This window comes from Agrobacterium tumefaciens, assembly GCA_025559845.1.
Lineage (GTDB): Bacteria > Pseudomonadota > Alphaproteobacteria > Rhizobiales > Rhizobiaceae > Agrobacterium.
On sequence record CP048470.1, the window covers coordinates 583,051 to 601,161 of the forward strand.

Sequence of the window (18,111 nt, forward strand, 5' to 3'; positions counted from 1 at the left end):
CATGAACGCCAAACTCGGACGTCTCACATTCGGCCTGACGATCACGCTGCTCTACCTCTTCCTGCTGGCGCCGATCATCGTCGTTCTCGTCATTTCCTTTGATACAAGGCAATATCTGGCCTTTCCGCCAGAGAGCCTGTCTTTCGGCTCCTATGCGAAGGTATTTGCCAACGCCAAGTTTATTGCCGCCTTCTGGCGAAGCCTCGGCATTGGTCTACTGGTCGGTTTTGTTTCGATCTTCGCCGGGCTTCTTCTATCGCTTGCGTTGTCGCGTTACGACTTCAAGGGCAAGGGCGCTATCAACTTCCTGATCCTTGCGCCCTTCCTCGTCCCACACATCGTGCTGGCCGTCGGCGTTATGCTTGTGCTGGGACCGCTCGGTCTACTCGACAGCTATACCGGCATTTTCCTTGCCCATCTCGGCATTACGACACCCTATACTGTGCGTACGATCAGTATGAGCCTGATGGCAGTTGATCGCCGCATAGAAGAAGCGGCACTGGTCCATGGTGCCTCACCCGCAATGGTGCTCTGGCGCATTACACTGCCATTGGTCAGACCTGGCCTGATTGCAGGTGCGGTCATCGCCTTCCTCATCTCTTTCGACGAAGCGACAATTTCTCTCTTCATCGTGTCGGTCAAATCTTCAACGCTGCCGACGGAGATTTATCACTACCTCGAATATTCGACCGATCCGCAGATTGCGGCACTCTCGGTCATTCTCATCCTGATTTCCGTAGCCGTGGTCGTGGCTGTTGAACGGCTGATCGGTTTGCGCAAGGCATTGTGAGGAGACGATGACGATTGTCGAAACCACCGGAGGTGCCATAGGCGGATTTATCGAAAAGGGGATCCACTCCTTCCTGAGTGTCCCCTATGCAGCACCGATCACACCGGCGTTGCGTTTTGAGGCGCCGCAATCAGTCTCACCATGGCGTGGCATACGGGACGCGACGACACTTGGTCCGGTCTGCCCGCAAATCCCGACATATGGGCCGGTAGGGACCGCAGCAACCTCGAAACTGATCTTTGGGACCGACTTTCTGACACTTAACATTCGCACGCCAGATCCGGCCGGCAACGCACCAGTTCTGCTTTGGGTGCACGGTGGCGGTTATGCGGTCGGCTCAGCCAATGAGACTGTACTTCAAAGCGGCGCTTTCGCGGCTAGCGGCATTGTCGAGGTGACGGTGAATTATCGCCTCGGCGCGCTCGGCTTCCTCCATGTCGACGGCAAGCCGGACAATCGTGGATTGCTCGACATCATCGCGGCTTTGGAATGGGTGCGCGACAACATCGAACGTTTTGGTGGCGATCCCACCCGCGTGACTTTGGCAGGAAGATCTGCTGGTGGCTTTGCTGTTGCAACATTGATGGCCATGCCGGCGGCACATGGACTGTTTCATCGCGCCATGCCGCAAAGCGGCGCAAGCACGGCCATTGCATCACCCGATGACGCCAGAAAGCTGACGCAGCGTTTTGCCTCCGCGATGGCCGCCGACGAGAGCACGCTTGAAGAACTTCCGATCGGCCGGCTGCTCGAAATCCAGCGCGACCTCTGCAACGAATCCTACGAGCGACACGATTTCGAACGCGATGGATCGGCTGCCATGCTCGGTGTTCCATTCGTGCCCGTCATAGACGGCACGAGCCTACCGGAACACCCGGAATGCGCGGCGGCTGCAGGACGAACTGCACCTGTCCCGATGATGATAGGCTGCACAACGGCAGAGTATCTCACACATGCAACGGCACAGCCGGAGATGGATTTCGATCTCTGCGCAGCACTGCTGCATGAACGAGTGCGGCCGTGTGGCCTCGACGGGCGCGGCATTGTCACACGTTACCGCCAGGCGCTTCCAGAACACAACCCACGCGGCATTTGGCGTGCGGTCGCTGGCGATCTCGTATTCCAGCTACCGGCTGTCCGGTTCGCCAGATTGCATGCCCGTGCGAACCCGGTTCTCAAATATCTCTATGGAGCGTTTGAAGCCCACGAACTCGGCGCTGCGCACGGCGCGGAAGTCGGTGCAGTCTGGTTCAGGGCTGGCCGTGACGAGAACGCTTTACCGGAACGTCAGCGCGTAACGGACGTGTCCTTCGCTGCTGCGATACACAATCTGTGGGCCGCTTTCATAAAGGATGAGCGGTCAGCGGCGGAGGAAATCGAATGGCCGTCTTACACCGAGCTGAACCCAGTCGTGCTTCAGCTGTCACCGGACGGATTTGTCGCCAAGATCGATCCCTTTGATACGCGCACGGCTCTATGGACGAAGCAGACTGGCAAAGCAGACGACAACGCGGCATAAGCCCCTAAAATAGAAGACGTGAATTCTCGTGGCGGAGCGAAAAATGGTGTCTGATTATCTCGACACGCGGCAGTTGGAAGCCTTTGTTGCTGTCGTTTCCATTGGCAGCATAACCGGCGCCGCCAAGGCACTGGGGAAATCCCAGCCAGTCGTGACCAGGCTAATCCAGGATCTGGAGGGAGAACTCGGTTTCGCACTTCTGCATCGCAATGGTCCGCGGATAACCCCGACGGAAAAGGGCGTGGCGTTCTATTCGCAGGCCGAACTGTTTCTAAGCGGGCTGAAGACCATCAGCGAGCGGGCACGGCGTATCGAAGCCAGCCGTCCCACCTCGATTGAAGTTGCATCCATTCCCGCTATTGCCGCAAGCTTGCTGCCGCGCGCACTTGCAACGCTATCTCCCGAACGATTTCCCAACCACGTTCATCTGCAAAGTATATCCTCGGAGAACGTCGTGCAGGCGGTCGTTGCCGGAACGGCAGATCTCGGCGTGGTCAGCCTACCGCTCGACAATCCCGGCATCGAAGTTCATTGGTTGGGCGAAGTGCCCTGTGTCGCAGTTGTTGCAGAAGATCACCCGCTGGCCGACAAAAATGTACTTTCCGCCACCGACCTTTCCGGTCACCGGCTGATTGCCTCTGCCAACCCGTTCCGTCTCCGGATGCGGATCAACGAAGCCCTTGGCAAACATGGCGTCGAGCCGGCTTCTGTCATCGACAGCAACGCCACCTATGTTTCCCTCTCGCTTGCGCGTATGGGTCTTGGTATCGCCATCGTTGAGTCCGTTACGCTCTGGGGATTGCCTGTCCAGGGTGTGAAGGTCCTACCTTTGTCCTTCCGTATCCCTTTCCAGTGGGGTCTGGTGACCGCAGCCGGTCGCCCAGCCATATCGGAAGTGGAACAGCTGGTGGCAGCGGCCCGCAGGATCGTTGCCGACATTCCCCATGCTGTGACCTATGATACGCTGGCGGAGGTGCCCGCAATCGACAGAGGCAACTAACAACATCCTCTCCCCTGATCGCCAGCATCCAGAGCTAACACTCTACGATCTCAATCCGCCTAAAATGCTGCAACCTGTTCCGCTAGATCGCGCCTGATTGCGATGACAACGTGAAGTTTAATTTCCATGTCCGCGGATGGTAGCTGGAAGACGACGCATGACGTCGGCTGGCAGCCGCCGCTCCATGCCTGAGCATCTGTTCGCATGATGCTACTCTTGCTTTCGGCGTGATAACGGCTAACATGCCAGACAGGTTCTAACAAGTGAGGGCGGACATGGACGCTGCAAACACGACCGTACGTGGTGCATCGCTCGCGGCAACCATCAGCGCCGCGCTGCGAAAAGATTTGACAGAAGGCGTGTTTCGGCCCGGCGACAGACTGCCGAGCGAAAATGCCCTGACCCGTGAATATTCAGTCAGCCGGACCGTTGTGCGGGAGGCTATCGCCATTTTACGCGCCGATGGATTGGTGGAAGCAAGAAAAGGCGCCGGTATTTTTGCGCTTGAAACGAAGCCGAAACCCGATCAGCCGTTCAAGGATCTGACGACACAGCGCATCTCATCCGTTATCGAGCTTCTCGAACTGAGAACGGTGTTCGAGGTGGAATCAGCCGGGCTCGCGGCATCGCGCCGGTCCGCGGCCCAGATCGAAGCGATCATTGATGCGCATCAACGTGTCGGAGACTGTCTGGCAACTGGAAGCCCAACCCGCGATGCGGATTTCGAACTTCACCTTGCCATTGCCGAGGCGACGCAAAACCGCCGTTTCCCGGAATTTTTGCAACTGATACGGTCGGGTATCATACCGCGTGGCGAGCTTCAGGGCTCCGCACCTGGATCACGACCCAAGGACTACAATCTTCATCTGCAGGAAGAACATGGGCTGATCGTCGAGGCGATCATTGAAGGCAATGCGACTGCAGCACGCGAGCGGATGCGCGCGCATCTTCGCGGCAGCCTTGAACGATATAATGTGCTTCTTCGTTCTCGGACGACAACACCCGAATCGTCCTGATTGTCTCCAGTAACTTCTGGCAAGATAGGTCTATCTCGCCGGCATAGCGGCGCGCCCCGGAAACATCGCTATGAAGTGATCATACAAGTTGGCTCCTCGCTAGCGCCTCTTGGCGCTCCATCTAAAGGCGCGGCGAGATGATCTCCTGATTCCGAACCATCTTCGTGCAGTCACACCTGTTTTTCCGACGAAATCCCAGGCCCTCTCGCTCAATGCGAGCACCTTGGAAGTCATAGTTCTCAACTAATTTTTGCTCTACTACGCGACACCGCTCCGTTTCCGGCCGTCGGCGCGGCTTGACAGCTCCGACAACCTGTGACAGGTTTGCCATAATTGTCATACAGGATGGGAGCCTGTATCGCCCGCCTCTTAGGAGGTGAGGCCGCAGGGAGGAACCATGTCAAAACGCCCCTTACGATTCTACGGTGCAGCCGGTCAGATTGGCACGATAGCTATAACGCTGCTCGGGCTACTGCTTCTGACCTTCTTCATCGGTCGGCTTATGCCGGCCGACCCGGTCCGCGCCATGATTGGAGAAGACGCCACCCGGGAAACCTATGAGCAGGTCTTCCGCTCGCTTGGCCTCGACCGTCCACTGTGGGAACAGTTCATTTACTATCTGGGCGATGTCTTTACCGGCAACTTCGGCACATCGATCCGTACCGGTCAGCCCGTCATTCAGGACATCCTGCATGTCATGCCAGCAACCATCGAACTGGCTACATTTGCGATCCTGATCGGTGCGGGACTTGGCATACCGCTTGGCGTGATTGCCGCCGTCAACAAGGACCGCTGGCCGGATCACGTCGTACGCGTCTTCAGCCTTTTCGGTCACTCGATGCCGATTTTCTGGACCGGGATGATCGCTTTGATCGTCTTTTACGCCCATCTCGGCATCGTCGGCGGAAGTGGACGAATGGATCAGTTCTACATCGGACTTGTGGACGAACGGACAGGGTTTCTGTTGATCGACAGCCTGCTCGCCGGAGAGATGGATGTGTTCTGGTCTGCGGTTAACCACATCATTCTCCCTGCCGCCCTGCTCGGTTATTCTTCCTCGGCCTACATCACCCGCATGACACGCAGCTTCATGCTCGATCAGCTCGGCCAGGAATATGTTACGACGGCCCGCGTGAAGGGACTGTCCCAGAACCAGACCATCTGGCAACACGCCTTCATCAATATCCGCGTCCAGCTCGTCACGATTATTGCGCTGGCCTACGGTTCGCTGCTCGAAGGTGCCGTTCTGATCGAAACCGTGTTCGCATGGCCGGGCTTTGGCCAATATCTTACCAGCAACCTCATCACCGGCGACATGAATGCCGTGATGACCTGTGTGCTGATCGTCGGCGTCATCTTTATCGGATTGAACCTTCTGTCTGACGCCCTTTACCGTATCTTCGACCCGAGGACCCGCTAATGACCACCCGTGCTGAAGCCACCGTGCGTCTGCCAGCCTCGCTGATCGCACTCAAAAACATCGTTCGTTTCCTGCTGAAAAGCCCGACCTCGGCATTCGGCCTCGCTGTCCTGTCGCTTCTGATCCTGACAGCGGTTTTCGCACCGTTGATTGCGACGCATGATCCTTACGCCCAGAACCTCGTCAACACGCTGCAGGCGCCCGGCAACGGCCATCTTTTCGGCACGGACGAACTGGGCCGCGACATCTTCAGCCGATTGGTCTGGGGTGCCCGGATCACGTTGACGATCATCTTCCTCGTCTCGATCGTTGTCGGGCCTATCGGCCTGATCGTCGGCGCCACGTCCGGTTACCTTGGCGGCAAGGTCGACACCGTGATGATGCGCGTGACAGATATTTTCCTGTCGTTTCCAAGCCTCATCCTTTCGCTCGCCTTTGTCGCTGCACTTGGACCAAGCCTGAACAATGCGATCATAGCCATCGCACTAACGTCATGGCCGCCGATCGCACGTCTTGCACGCGCCGAGGCAATGACCTTTCGCAACGCCGACTACATTTCTGCAGCGCGCCTGCAGGGTGCATCGTCGACACGCATCATCGTCAAGTCGATCATGCCCATGTGCCTGCCGTCGGTCCTCATCCGGCTGACACTGAACATGGCAACCGTAATTCTGACGGCAGCAGGCCTCGGCTTTCTCGGCCTCGGCGCTCAGCCGCCGTTGCCGGAGTGGGGTGCGATGATCGCGACCGGTCGCCGTTACATGCTCGATAGCTGGTGGCTGGTAACCTTCCCCGGCGTCGCGATCCTGTCGGTGAGCCTTGCTTTCAACCTTCTTGGCGACGGACTGCGCGACGCGCTTGATCCCAAGCAGATGAACCGGAGATAAGGCGATGGACAAGACAATTCTCGACGTCGAAAACCTTCGTATCCGCTATGGCGGATCACCCGTCGATGCCGTCCGTGGCGTTTCTTTCACCCTTGGCCGTGAACGCCTCGGTATTGTCGGTGAGTCTGGCTCCGGCAAATCCACCGTCGGCCGTGCGCTTTTGCGACTTCTCCCCGGTGCGACGATTACCGCAGATACCCTGCGTTTCGATGGTCTGGATCTCACTTCGCTCAGCGAAAAGGAGATGCTCAAGATCCGCGGCCGACGCATGTCGATGATCCTGCAGGACCCCAAATTCTCGCTGAACCCCATTGTTCGCGTTGGCGAGCAGGTTGCGGAAACCTACCTGCGGCACTTCAAATGCTCGAAGGCTGAGGCGCGAGAAAAAGCGCTCTCCATGCTCGACGCCGTCAAAATCCGCGATCCCAAACGGGTCTATGACCAATATCCGCACGAAATATCCGGCGGCATGGGTCAGCGTGTCATGATCGCCATGATGTTGCTGGCAGATCCTGACCTCGTCATTGCTGATGAGCCGACGTCCGCGCTCGACGTGACGGTGCGTCTCCAGGTGCTGAATATCCTCGACGGACTGGTACGCGATCGCGGCATTGGCCTTATCATGATCAGCCACGACCTCAATCTCGTTCGTAATTTCTGCGACCGCGTATTGATCATGTATGCGGGACGTATCGTCGAAACGATAGCCGCGAAAGATCTTGAAAAGGCCACCCATCCCTATACCCGCGGCCTGCTGGCGGCCCAACCGAGGATTGGCGGCGCACGCGCGCCTCTTGCCATGCTCGATCGCCGTCCGGAATGGCTGGAGGAGAATGCCTGATGTCCGTTTCCGTCGAAACTCGTAATCTTTCCATCACCTTCGGCTTCGGTCCAACTGCAACCAAAGTCCTGCCCGACGTCACCTTCAACGTAGCACCTGGCGAATGCTTTGGCCTCGTCGGAGAAAGCGGCTCCGGCAAATCGACGGTGCTACGCTGCATCTCGATGCTCAACGACATATGGACTGGCGATATTCTGATCAATGGGAAATCGGTCAGGGATATGCCGCTGATCGAGCGCTGCAGGACGCTGCAAATGGTGTTTCAGGATCCCTATGGCTCCCTTCATCCGCGCCAGTCCGTTCGTACCGTTCTGAACGAACCGCTTGCCATCCACAAACTTGACGAACGCGAAGCCCGCATGCGCAAGGCCATCACTGACGTTGGCCTTCCCGTCTCGTTTCTTGACAGGTTCCCCCATCAGCTTTCTGGCGGGCAGCGCCAACGTGTGGCGATTGCCCGCGCTCTCATTCTCGAGCCGTCACTGTTGCTGCTTGATGAACCGACATCGGCACTCGACGTCTCCGTCCAGGCTGAAATCCTGAACTTGTTGCAGCGCCTACGGGAAGAACGGGGTTTCACCTACATTATGGTCACGCACGATCTGGCCGTCGTCGATCACATGTGTGACCGTTTCGCCGTCATGCTCCATGGTGAGATCACCGAGGTTCTCCCTCGCGAAGCAATCGCTGGCAACCAGGCCACCCACCCCTACGCGCGTGAACTGATCGGCGCATCGCTGGAGTATGAAGGCGCGCACTGACCTACCAGTCGAGACCTCTCCTCGACGACTAACGAACAGTCTTCCTCCCCGATTTACCCGGCCTCTGTGCCGGGTATTATTTTGGCCGTCGTTTAAAGGCCAGCGTTTGAAGATGTCTGCTCTCTAGTGGAGGTCAGTCGTATCAGGCTCTGGGTTAAGCAGCGGAACGCGGGAACCAGCGAATGGATCATGACAAACTGCGCCGGGCCGAAGCCACGTGTATCCTGTCGTTCTCTCTATGCGACAGAAATCCTGTTGAGTGCGGAAATGACAAAAGAAAAAGGCGTGTCCTGAGACACGCCTTTTCATAACATTGCTCGTGACGCCGGTGATTAACGGGCTTTCGACACTTCTTCGAAACGAGAGAGCCACGGGCTGACGATCATTCCCTTGACGTCGCTGCGGAACGCGGCGGTATCGATGACTTCCGAGAACGGCTGGATCGACATGACGATCTCGTCCATATATTGCTGCACACCCTCGTAGAGCTTGGCCTGTTTGGCCGGATCCTGCTCGACCAACGCTTCTTCGATCAGCTTGTTCAGCTTCTCATCGAAGAAACTCGTCCGCCAGCTCTGATAGTTAGTCAGCTTTGCATCGTCAGAATTATTGGGGTTATAGGCAATCGAGCGCAGGTTGTTGTCTGGATGCGGCTGCTGACCGCCACCGCCGCGACCGAGCAGCATCTCGAATTTACGCTCACGCATCGCGCCGTAAATCTGGTCGCCCGAACCGCTGATCAGTTCGGCCTGAATGCCCGCCTGTGCCAGCGTATTCTGGATCGCTGTCGCCGCTTTCATGAACGGATCTTCGGAGAGCACGCGAAGCGTTGTCTTAAAGCCGTTCGGATAACCCGCCTCAGCCAGAAGCGCCTTGGCCTTCTCGACATCGAGCTTGTAGCCTTCATCCGGCAGGGCGCCCATGACGCCGGTGGAAAGCGGACGCTGATGAAGCTTGCCGTAATAAGGCATAACCGCCTTATCGAGACCGTCATAGTCGATCAGGTAACGAAGCGCCTCACGCACTTTCTTGTTTGCGAAGTGATCGTCCTTCATCGAAACGCTGAGATAATAGAAGCCCGAACCGGGTGTGGATTCGATCGCAACCTCTTTGTCAGCCTCAAGCGACTTGAGGTCCGGAGCCTGCAGCGAATAAGCAACGTCGATATCACCCTTTTCGAGCAGGAGGCGCTGGGACTGCGATTCCGGCAGGTGGCGCAACAACACGCGCTTCATGGCCGGAGCCTTGCCCCAGTAATCGCTGCTGCGGGTCAGAATGATGAACTCGTTCGACTTCCACTGCGTCAATTTGAATGGGCCGGAACCTGCGGAATTCAGTGTCAGCCATGCGCCACCGAGATCGCCATCCTTCTCATTAGCCAGGACCGTCTTGCTATCCAGGATGGAACCAGGGCCATTTTGTGCCAGGATCATCAGCAGCAGGTTGGGGTCATCAGCCTTTGGCAGGTTCAGCACAAAACTGTGGTCGTCTTCGGCAACGAACAGCTTGTCGGCAGCGTCAAGCGTGAAACCGCGCGTTTTCAAGAATGAGGACTGCGCCAGATTGCGCGCGAGAAGGCGCTTCAGGCTCCATGCAACGTCCCCGGCAGTGACAGGATTGCCGGAGGCGAATTTCGCGTCGCTGCGAAGATGGAAGCGGATCGATTTGCGATCTTCGGAAATCTCCCATTTCTCAGCAATTCGCGGCTGAACGCTGCGATCTGAAGGCGAGAGCACCACGAGCGTGTCGTAGATGTTGTTGAGCACCTGAACGGTTTCACGACCCGTGATCGCAGCCGGATCAAGTGTCAGGATGTTGTTCATGGTCGTTGCGACGACGAGCTGATCTTCCGGGGTCTCGGCCAAGGCGCCGTAGGGCATGGCTGAAACCAGAAGCGCACCGAACGCGACCGTTGCTAGAAAATGTTTCATGCTTCCTCCTTTTGAGGCCGATCACACGGAATACGGCCTACGGTTACAAGACCCGCCAGCCTGTTCCTCCACAGGAACTGGACGGTTCAACCAAGTAATTCGAGGACGGGCGCAACGAGCGCCCGGCCGATCGCCGCCGTTTCCACGGCTTCGAGATGTACGCCATCGACAGTAGACGCCGAGGCAACGGAACCGGCATCGAAGAAACCGTGACCAAGTTCGTCGGCGAGTTTGCGGTAGAGAGGGGCAAGTCGTTCGGACTCGGCAACGCTACGTCCCGCCGCCGGCTGCCCATTCGCGCTTTCGCCACAGGCCGGTGGCGCCACGATCAGAAGTTTCGGTTTTGCACCGCTTGGCTTATAGGGAAAGGTATCGACGATCTGCGCAAGACGGCGCATGCCGGAAAACGCCCCATCAGCGCGTCCACCGTGAACAGGCTTGATGTCGTTCGTGCCGAGCATAACAATCACGAGATCGAGCGGCATATGACTGGCAAGCGCCACCTGTAATGCTTTCGCACCGTTGCGGCAGGCCGGCCCAGCATGGTCGTCATAGCAGGTGGTGCGACCACCTAATCCTTCTGAAACGACGGCTACCGCACTGCCGAGCTCCGCGGCCAGCACCTCGGGCCAGCGGCCTTCAGGCGGGTGCCGCAAGCCCGTCGTGGGATCAGCACCCCACGTCAGACTGTCACCAAAAGCCAAAACATTCTTCATCGTCGCCGCCTTCACCGAACGCGATTGTTTTCGATAAACTCGAAATTGATGTCTTCGCCGAGGCCTGGGCGATCCGGCACATGGACAAAACCGTCCCGATCCATCGGGTCAGACAGCGATTTCAGATAATCATGCCCGTCGTCATATTCGAGGAACGGGTGAAGAAGTCCCCGCTCGTACCAGCGGCAATTTTTTGTTGCCGCCACAACATGCAGGTTCATGGCCGTGTTGCCGTGCACCTCACACTCCATGCCAAAGGCCTCGGCCAGATGCATGGTTTTCAGGGCAGGCGTGATACCACCGACATCGTTGACGCCGGTACGCAGAATGTCGCAAGCGCCTGACTTGATCCACTCGGCGCGATGCCAGTGCTTGCCAGCCGCGCTTTCGGGACCGACGACCGGAATATCGAGATTATCAGCAAGCCACTTGTAGGACGACAGCGACTGCTCATCCATTGGCTCCTCGATCCAGTCGAAGCCAAGTTTTTCAAGGCCGCGACCAAGCTCCAACGCGTCGGTACGCGAATACCAGTGAAACGCATCGATCATCAGGCGAATATCGGGGCCCACAGCCTCACGCACAGCAGCACAGGCTTTCAGGTCCATCTTCACATCAGGTGCCCAGCTTACAGGCGGCATCCAGGTGTGCAGCTTGATACCTTTGTAGCCGCGCTTAACAAGCGTTTCACCGAAACGGCCATAGTCGTCCGGCGTGGCAAGACCGCCTTCGATTTCGTCGCCGCACATGATTGAACCATAGGCCAGAACCTTGTCGCGATAACCACCGATCAACTTGTATACAGGCTGGTTCAATGTGCGACCGGCCAGATCCCACAGCGCACAATCAACAACCGCCAGTGTGCGATCGGTAAGCTGTGCTGCGGAGCCACGCTGCCAATGGGCAAGATCCTGCCACAGACGTTCGCGATCGCGATAGTCCTGTCCAATGAGCACCTTTTTCACGAACTTCTCGATGACGTGCGGACGCACAATCTCCGGTGCCGTAAACGAATGCCCTTCATGACCGTCTTCAGTGCGAATGGTGAGCATGGCCTGCTCGACCTGATGCGCGGGGCCCGGATGTGCGTGGCCAGCACTATCCGAATGGCGGCGCGTGGTCGTGCGGAAAACCCGCACTTCGACGTCGGTGATAATCATTGTTCCTCCAGTATGCAAACAGGCGCAGTTTCAAACGCCGTCTTGTCTAACACGATATTAGACAGACAACAGACAACTTGTCAAACTTGCATGACAAATAATCACCTTTGTATCGCGAGGCCTGAGATCGGCCAGACAAGACGCTGATTTATCTAAATAATCACGAAAAGTGCATCCTAGCGCCAACGTCAAGCGGCCATCGAGACGATGGGATGTGTCGTGCAATACAGCTCCTGACCTAGAAAAATCACTCGGTTTTTGCCATTCCAGCCTTAAGAGGAGCAACTTGTGGACAGATTAAGAAACAACTCCATTGGCCTATGTAGCGTTCGATGCGCTGGAGTAGCGGCAAATGGAAAGCGCAATGTTATGGGCGACGAGTAGCGCCGTCGTAACCGATGGCCCGCGACGAGAAAAGCGTGCAGCAAGGGGTTTGCAGCACGCCGGTTGGTCCAAAATCGCGTCAGCGTCTCTTGGGTCTAGGGCACCTGGGCGCCGGTCGCCGCGACATAGACCGAGTAAAGCGACTTTGTTGCTGTGATGAACAGGCGGTTCCTCTTTGGGCCGCCGAATGTGAGGTTTGCCACCGTCTGCGGCACCTTGATCTTGCCGAGCAACGTACCCTCCGGAGAAAAGCAGTGGACCCCGTCCCCTGCACTGGTCCAAAGATTACCCGCCGTATCCAGCCTGAAACCATCGGGCAGGCCTTTATCGATGTTGCAAAACTCGCGCCCATTAGCGAGCTTCACGCCATCAACCACGTCGAAGACGCGGATGTGGCGCGGGCGGGAAACGTCGTGACTGAAAGAGCTATCTGCAACATAGAGCCTGGTTTCGTCAGGTGAGAAAGCAAGGCCATTCGGCTGAACGAAATCGTCGATAACGATCAAGATCTCGCCTGTTTCAGGGTCCAGCCGATAAACGTTGCGCGTTTTCTGTTCAGGTTCGGCCTTGTAACCTTCATAGTCTGAGAGGATGCCGTAGGTCGGATCAGTAAACCAGACACTGCCATCAGACTTTACCACCACATCATTGGGAGAATTCAAACGCTTTCCGTCGAAACTGTCAGCGAGCACAGTGATGGAGCCATCCACCTCGGTCCGCGTGACACGTCGCCCGCCATGCTCACACGATACCAACCTCCCCTGCCGATCGCGGGTGTTTCCGTTTGTGAAGTTTGAGGGCTGGCGGAAGACGGAAATCCCGCCATCCGGCACCCACCGTAGCATACGCTCATTGGGAATATCACTGAATAGGAGGCAATTCAGGTCCGAGAACCAGACTGGCCCCTCCGCCCAACGGCAGCCGGAGTAAAGCTCTTCCAGTTCGGCATTGCCGACAATCAGGAGACGAAAGCGCTCATCATGGATTTCGTATGGAGAGGTGAGGTCTGTTGTCATGTGCGTTATCCGCTTGCAGCTTCTTGTTCAGGGTTCAGCGCGTTGCCTTGGGGCCACTTGCCAGTAGAATGACGGAAATGATGATGAGCCCGGTGAGAATGAGGCGAATTCCAGCGCCGAAGCCGTAGGTATTCAACATGGAAACCACCAGAAACATGAAGAGCGAGGCGCCCCAGATGCCCGGCACGTTGGAATCTCCACCCGCGACGGCTGTCCCGCCGATTACCACAACGGCGATAGACATCAGGAGATACTCCGAGCCCATGTTAAGTGCTGCACCGCCGGAAAAACTGGCGAGAAGGTAACCGGCGATAGCCGCCAGCACGGCACAGAGCACATAGGTGATAAAGCGCGCGCCATCGACGGGAATGCCAGTCATTCGGGCAGCGAAGGTGCTTTGCCCGATCGCCGAAATCCAGCGGCCGTAAAACGTGCGATCGAGCAACAGCCACGCTATGACAGAAAGCAGCAATGCCACAAGTGCCACGTTTGGAATGCCGAACAGGCTCGAGGTGGCAAATGTCGCCAGGGTTTCCGGAGGTTTGATACGCAGGCCACGGTTTGACCAGATCGCAATGGATTGCACAATAAAACTCATGGAAAGCGTTGCGATGATCGGCGGAATGCGCAGAAGCTTTATGAGCGCGTAGTTTCCAATGCCAATGCCGATACCGATCAGTATGGCCACCAGCAAACCTGGCAGGATCAGTCCGTCTGACACATCCATGAATTTGAGCGCTAGCGTGCCGGACAGCGTCATCGTGGCGGGGACGCAGAGATCAATGTTTCCCGGCCCAAGCGTGATAACGAACATCTGGCCAATTCCGACAATGACCGAAAAGGCCGCGAATGTCAGTGCCGCATGCGAGAGACCAAAGGAGCTCGCGCCACCGGTGAATAGAACGGTGATGGTCCAGACCGCTGCCGCAGCCGCATAAGACCAGATCCAAGGTTTCTTGGAGAGAGTAGCAAAACCGTTCATTGATTTTTCTCCCGCTTTTCAAGACGGTTGAGCAGGATGCGCAAGGCAAGTACGATGATAAGGATCGCTCCCTGGGCACCAATTTGCCAGTCAGGTGAAATACGCATGAAAGACAGAAACGAGCCCGCGAGCGTCAGCGTCAGTGCACCGATCACCGCGCCGATTGGCGAAACACGGCCACCGACAAATTCCCCACCGCCCAGAATGACACCAGCAATCGACAGGAGCGTGTAGCGCAATGCGATGTTGGCATCAGCAGACGTCGTCAATCCGACCAGTGCAATGCCTGAGAGCACCGCGAAGAAGCCGGCAAGTGCAAAGGTACCAGCACGAATGCCGACGACAGACCAGCCGGACCGCTCGACAGAGCGGAAATTTCCACCGACGCCGCGCATCAATACCCCAAAGGAAGAGCGCATGACAATGTAGTGAGCTATGGCAGCGATGAGGATACTGGCAACGATGGCAATCGGCACAAATGGCGGTTTTGCCGTCATGATGGAGCGGATAAACGCAGGAGCCTGTCCTCCCGGCGATGGCAATATCAGGACTGCAAGACCGCCCCAGACGAAACTCATGCCGAGTGTCACAACGATGGACGGCAAGGAACGAATATGGATGACGGCGCCAAGCAGCGCATAGACGGCGATTGCTCCGGTGAAGATCAAAATCCCGACGAGTGGCGCATCTTGCAGAAACGTCGCAGTTACGCAGGCACAGAAACTGACGAATGTACCCATCGACAAATCGAGATCGTTGACGGACATGATCAGCATCTGCGCAATCGTGGCAAGTGCGATCGGCACCGCGAGATTGAAGAGCAGATTGAGGCCCGTGTAACTCATGGCGCGCGGCTGCATATAAAAGACCGCGATGAGAAGAAAGCTAAGGGAGGCGGCAGGAATGATAAGGCGTAGAGCGCTCGCAGAGACCTTCATGCGTGATCGCCTCCGGAAAACGATGCAGCCAGAACATTCTGTTCGGTTATATCCTCGCCGATCAATTCCGCCTGGATGGCACCATCACGAAACACATAAACTCTGTCGCAAAGACGAATCTCATCCATTTCCGTAGAATACCAGATGAACGTCCGGCCATGAGATGCTTCGGTTCTCAAGATATCGTAGACCTCCTGTTTGGTACCGATGTCGACACCACGCATCGGGTCGTCCATCAGCACAGTGCCGGCCGTAGTTGCGAGAGCGCGCGCAAAAAGCACCTTCTGCTGATTGCCGCCGGAGAGAGAAAGAATTTTGTTGCCCATATCAGGCGTGCGGATCTCGATACGTTTTTTCCATTGCGCGCCGAGTTCACCTTCTTTTTGCCGGTCGACGAGACCCAAGGAGGAAATATCGCGTAGTGACGCGATGGAGAGGTTTTTCAGAATGCTCCACAAGGGAAACGTGCCGTTCAGGCTGCGGTCGCCCGCAACAAAGGCGATGTCGGTCTTGCGAGACGGCAGCCAATTGCTGTTTTGCGTGAGATATAGATCAAGTAGTGCTTCCGTTTGGCCGTGACCGCCTAGACCTGCCAGCCCAACGATTTCACCACGATAGGCTTTAAAGGCGAGACCTTCGCCCCTACGAGCAGGCATAGACAAAACCAGGTCACCCGCCCCCAGATCGTCACGTTTTCTTCTGTCTTGCTCCTTGACGACACTACCCATGGTTTCGACGAGCGTGCGGGTGGTAAACTGGCCAACAGGCCGATTGGCGACGGCCCGACCATCTTTCATCACCACGATGCGGGTCGCCGTCGAAAGAATTTCGCCAAGAATGTGCGAGATCAACAAAACGGAGCCGCCGCCGCGAACGAAATGACGGACATAGTCCATCAATTGCTCAGCCAGCCCCGCGTCGAGTGAGGATGTCGGTTCGTCAAGGATCACCAGCCTCGGCGCTTCCGGGCTCCGACAAAAATTGATGGCAATCTCGACCATTTGCCGTTCAGCGATCGAAAGCTCATCAACAGTCAGTTCGCAGTCGATGCCGTGGCCAGGGAAAATTTCATCCAGTGTCTGCCGGATCATCGTAAGCGCACGGCCGCGCCAGTTTCGTCCGCTCATCGCCGCGTGCATGACCCTGACATTTTCGCTGATCGTCAGGTTCGGACAGAGCGAAAGCTCCTGGAAGACACAACGCACACCGTTGGCACGTGCTACAGCAATGCCGTGATGATGCTGGTGACCGCGGTACGAGACGGCCCCCTCATGCGGGGTCAATCCGCCATTGATAACGTTGACGATCGTAGATTTTCCGGCGCCGTTGTGGCCAACGAGCCCGACGCATTCGCCTGAGCGGATAACAAGATCTGCACCATCAAGCGCCTTGACCGCGCCGAATACGACTTTCACACCGCGCGCGGCGACGACCTCTTCGGTCTCGATGATGTCATTCATGAGCAAATACGCCAGTAATCTGCAACGAGAAATAGAGCGAGGTCGCGGCGCCCTTCAAAGAGCACCGCAATCTCTTGCGATCAGGAAGCACGGGCCTATTTGGCTGAGGCGATGACCTTCTGGGCATCTTCCAGCGAATATTCGACATTCGCCACCCCACCCTTCTGGGTGTTCTTGAGATTGTCCTCGAGATTGCCCTGATCTATGCGAAGGAAGGGAACGGTCAGATCCTTCTTTACATCCTTGCCATCAAGGATTTGCTGGGCCACCCAGAAGGCAAGCGTTGAGACGCCGGGAGCAATGGAAACCGACATGGTTTCGTAACCGCTCGCGTCCTTCTGCTGCTTCCACCACTGCAACTCGTCTTCACGGTTGCCCATGACGATGGTCGGTGTCGGGCGCTTTGCAGCAGCAAAGGCCTGCGCCGCACCATAGCCGTCGCCACCCTGGGTCACGACAGCAGCAACCTCAGGAAGGCTCGGCAGGATACCTGCGACAGCGCGCTGTGCGACATCCTGCGCCCAATCGCCATTAACTGAACCGACGATTTTGAATTGCGGGTTCTTGGCAACGCCAGCAGCAATGCCGGCGTGAATCTCGTCATCGACCGAGACACCTGCCAGGCCGCGGATTTCCAGCAGGTTTCCGCCCTTCGGCATTGCTTTCGCAAGATAGTCGACCTGGCTTTCACCCATGGCCTTGAAGTCCACGGCAATACGCCATGCGCATGGCTCCGTGACAATGCCGTCAAAGGAAACGACGATGATACCCGCGTCACAAGCTTCCTTAACCGCACCGTTCAACGCGGTAGGAGATGCAGCATTGATGACAATCGCATCGTAACCTTGAAGAATGAGGTTCTGGATCTGGGCGGCCTGCTCGGTCGCCTGGTTCTCCGCAGTCGTGAACGGATCGGCCGCAGCGACCTGTTTATCGGCCACTGCCTGTTTGGTGATCTTGTCCCAGCTCGTGAGCATGGCCTGGCGCCATGAGTTACCAGCATAATTGTTCGATAGCGCAATTTTTTTTGCCGATGTATCGGCGTGAGCGACGATCGGCAACGCTGCGCATGCGACAGCGACCGATGCCAAAAGCATCTTCCTGAAAGCCATTGATTTCCTCCCTGGTGGCTTGCCCTTTACGGGCCGGAAATCCGATCTCCCGCAAATCTCCTCAGCGGTAGTCGAAATTCCTTTGCACTGGAGCTCCTTTCCCCAGTACAAGCGAGAATGACCAAGAAGGTTGGGCTTGTATAGGCGCATAACGGCAATATTCCTGCGCGTTTCCGCA

At 56.8% G+C, this 18,111-nt stretch carries 16 protein-coding genes; 8 read left to right on the forward strand and 8 right to left on the reverse strand.

Annotation, left to right across the window (positions count from 1 at the left end; genetic code table 11):
• Window position 1: 1 nt before the first annotated feature.
• The 8 genes from FY156_19165 to FY156_19200 all read left to right on the forward strand — a co-directional run bounded on the left by FY156_19165 (window position 2) and on the right by FY156_19200 (window position 8,234).
• Complete coding sequence (locus FY156_19165; protein UXS03675.1) at window positions 2-790, forward strand: ABC transporter permease; 789 nt, start codon at window positions 2-4, stop codon at window positions 788-790.
• 7 nt (window positions 791-797) lie between these two features.
• Window positions 798-2,309 carry a carboxylesterase/lipase family protein gene (locus FY156_19170; GenBank protein UXS03676.1) on the forward strand — a complete coding sequence of 504 codons (1,512 nt, stop codon included), beginning with the start codon at window positions 798-800 and terminating at the stop codon, window positions 2,307-2,309.
• Between the two features lie 43 nt (window positions 2,310-2,352).
• Complete coding sequence (locus FY156_19175; GenBank protein ID UXS03677.1) at window positions 2,353-3,309, forward strand: LysR family transcriptional regulator; 957 nt, start codon at window positions 2,353-2,355, stop codon at window positions 3,307-3,309.
• A gap of 275 nt (window positions 3,310-3,584) precedes the next feature.
• Window positions 3,585-4,325 (forward strand): FadR family transcriptional regulator, encoded by a 741-nt coding sequence (locus FY156_19180; GenBank protein ID UXS03678.1) that lies wholly within the window; start codon window positions 3,585-3,587, stop codon window positions 4,323-4,325.
• Between the two features lie 397 nt (window positions 4,326-4,722).
• Window positions 4,723-5,745 carry an ABC transporter permease gene (locus FY156_19185; protein ID UXS03679.1) on the forward strand — a complete coding sequence of 341 codons (1,023 nt, stop codon included), beginning with the start codon at window positions 4,723-4,725 and terminating at the stop codon, window positions 5,743-5,745.
• Window positions 5,745-6,632, forward strand: coding sequence for an ABC transporter permease (locus tag FY156_19190; GenBank protein UXS03680.1), 888 nt, complete (start codon window positions 5,745-5,747; stop codon window positions 6,630-6,632). Before FY156_19185 ends, FY156_19190 begins: the two co-directional genes overlap by 1 nt.
• Window positions 6,633-6,636: 4 nt before the next feature.
• Window positions 6,637-7,473, forward strand: coding sequence for an ABC transporter ATP-binding protein (locus tag FY156_19195; protein ID UXS03681.1), 837 nt, complete (start codon window positions 6,637-6,639; stop codon window positions 7,471-7,473).
• Entirely contained in the window at window positions 7,473-8,234 is a 762-nt protein-coding gene (locus FY156_19200; GenBank protein UXS03682.1) for an ABC transporter ATP-binding protein, read from the forward strand. Before FY156_19195 ends, FY156_19200 begins: the two co-directional genes overlap by 1 nt.
• A gap of 332 nt (window positions 8,235-8,566) precedes the next feature.
• Here FY156_19200 and FY156_19205 read toward each other — a convergent pair whose 3' ends face one another.
• From FY156_19205 to FY156_19240, 8 genes are all read right to left on the reverse strand, one after another.
• Window positions 8,567-10,165: an ABC transporter substrate-binding protein gene (locus FY156_19205; protein ID UXS03683.1), complete on the reverse strand. Its 1,599-nt coding sequence runs from the start codon at window positions 10,163-10,165 to the stop codon at window positions 8,567-8,569.
• 86 nt (window positions 10,166-10,251) lie between these two features.
• Window positions 10,252-10,881, reverse strand: coding sequence for an SGNH/GDSL hydrolase family protein (locus FY156_19210; GenBank protein ID UXS03684.1), 630 nt, complete (start codon window positions 10,879-10,881; stop codon window positions 10,252-10,254).
• 11 nt (window positions 10,882-10,892) lie between these two features.
• On the reverse strand, window positions 10,893-12,041 hold the full coding sequence (locus FY156_19215; protein ID UXS03685.1) for an enolase: 1,149 nt from the start codon (window positions 12,039-12,041) through the stop codon (window positions 10,893-10,895).
• A gap of 479 nt (window positions 12,042-12,520) precedes the next feature.
• Window positions 12,521-13,441 (reverse strand): SMP-30/gluconolactonase/LRE family protein, encoded by a 921-nt coding sequence (locus tag FY156_19220; GenBank protein UXS03686.1) that lies wholly within the window; start codon window positions 13,439-13,441, stop codon window positions 12,521-12,523.
• A 34-nt stretch (window positions 13,442-13,475) separates the two neighbouring features.
• Window positions 13,476-14,423, reverse strand: a complete 948-nt coding sequence (locus FY156_19225; protein UXS03687.1) for an ABC transporter permease — start codon at window positions 14,421-14,423, stop codon at window positions 13,476-13,478.
• The gene (locus FY156_19230; GenBank protein UXS03688.1) at window positions 14,420-15,361 is read right to left on the reverse strand and encodes an ABC transporter permease; all 942 of its coding nucleotides are present in this window, start codon (window positions 15,359-15,361) and stop codon (window positions 14,420-14,422) included. The genes FY156_19225 and FY156_19230 overlap by 4 nt, the downstream gene beginning before the upstream one ends.
• Window positions 15,358-16,821 carry a sugar ABC transporter ATP-binding protein gene (locus FY156_19235; protein UXS03689.1) on the reverse strand — a complete coding sequence of 488 codons (1,464 nt, stop codon included), beginning with the start codon at window positions 16,819-16,821 and terminating at the stop codon, window positions 15,358-15,360. The genes FY156_19230 and FY156_19235 overlap by 4 nt, the downstream gene beginning before the upstream one ends.
• 95 nt (window positions 16,822-16,916) lie before the next feature.
• A complete protein-coding gene (locus FY156_19240) occupies window positions 16,917-17,933 on the reverse strand; it encodes an ABC transporter substrate-binding protein (protein UXS03690.1) in 1,017 nt (338 codons plus the stop codon).
• Window positions 17,934-18,111 lie beyond the last annotated feature (178 nt).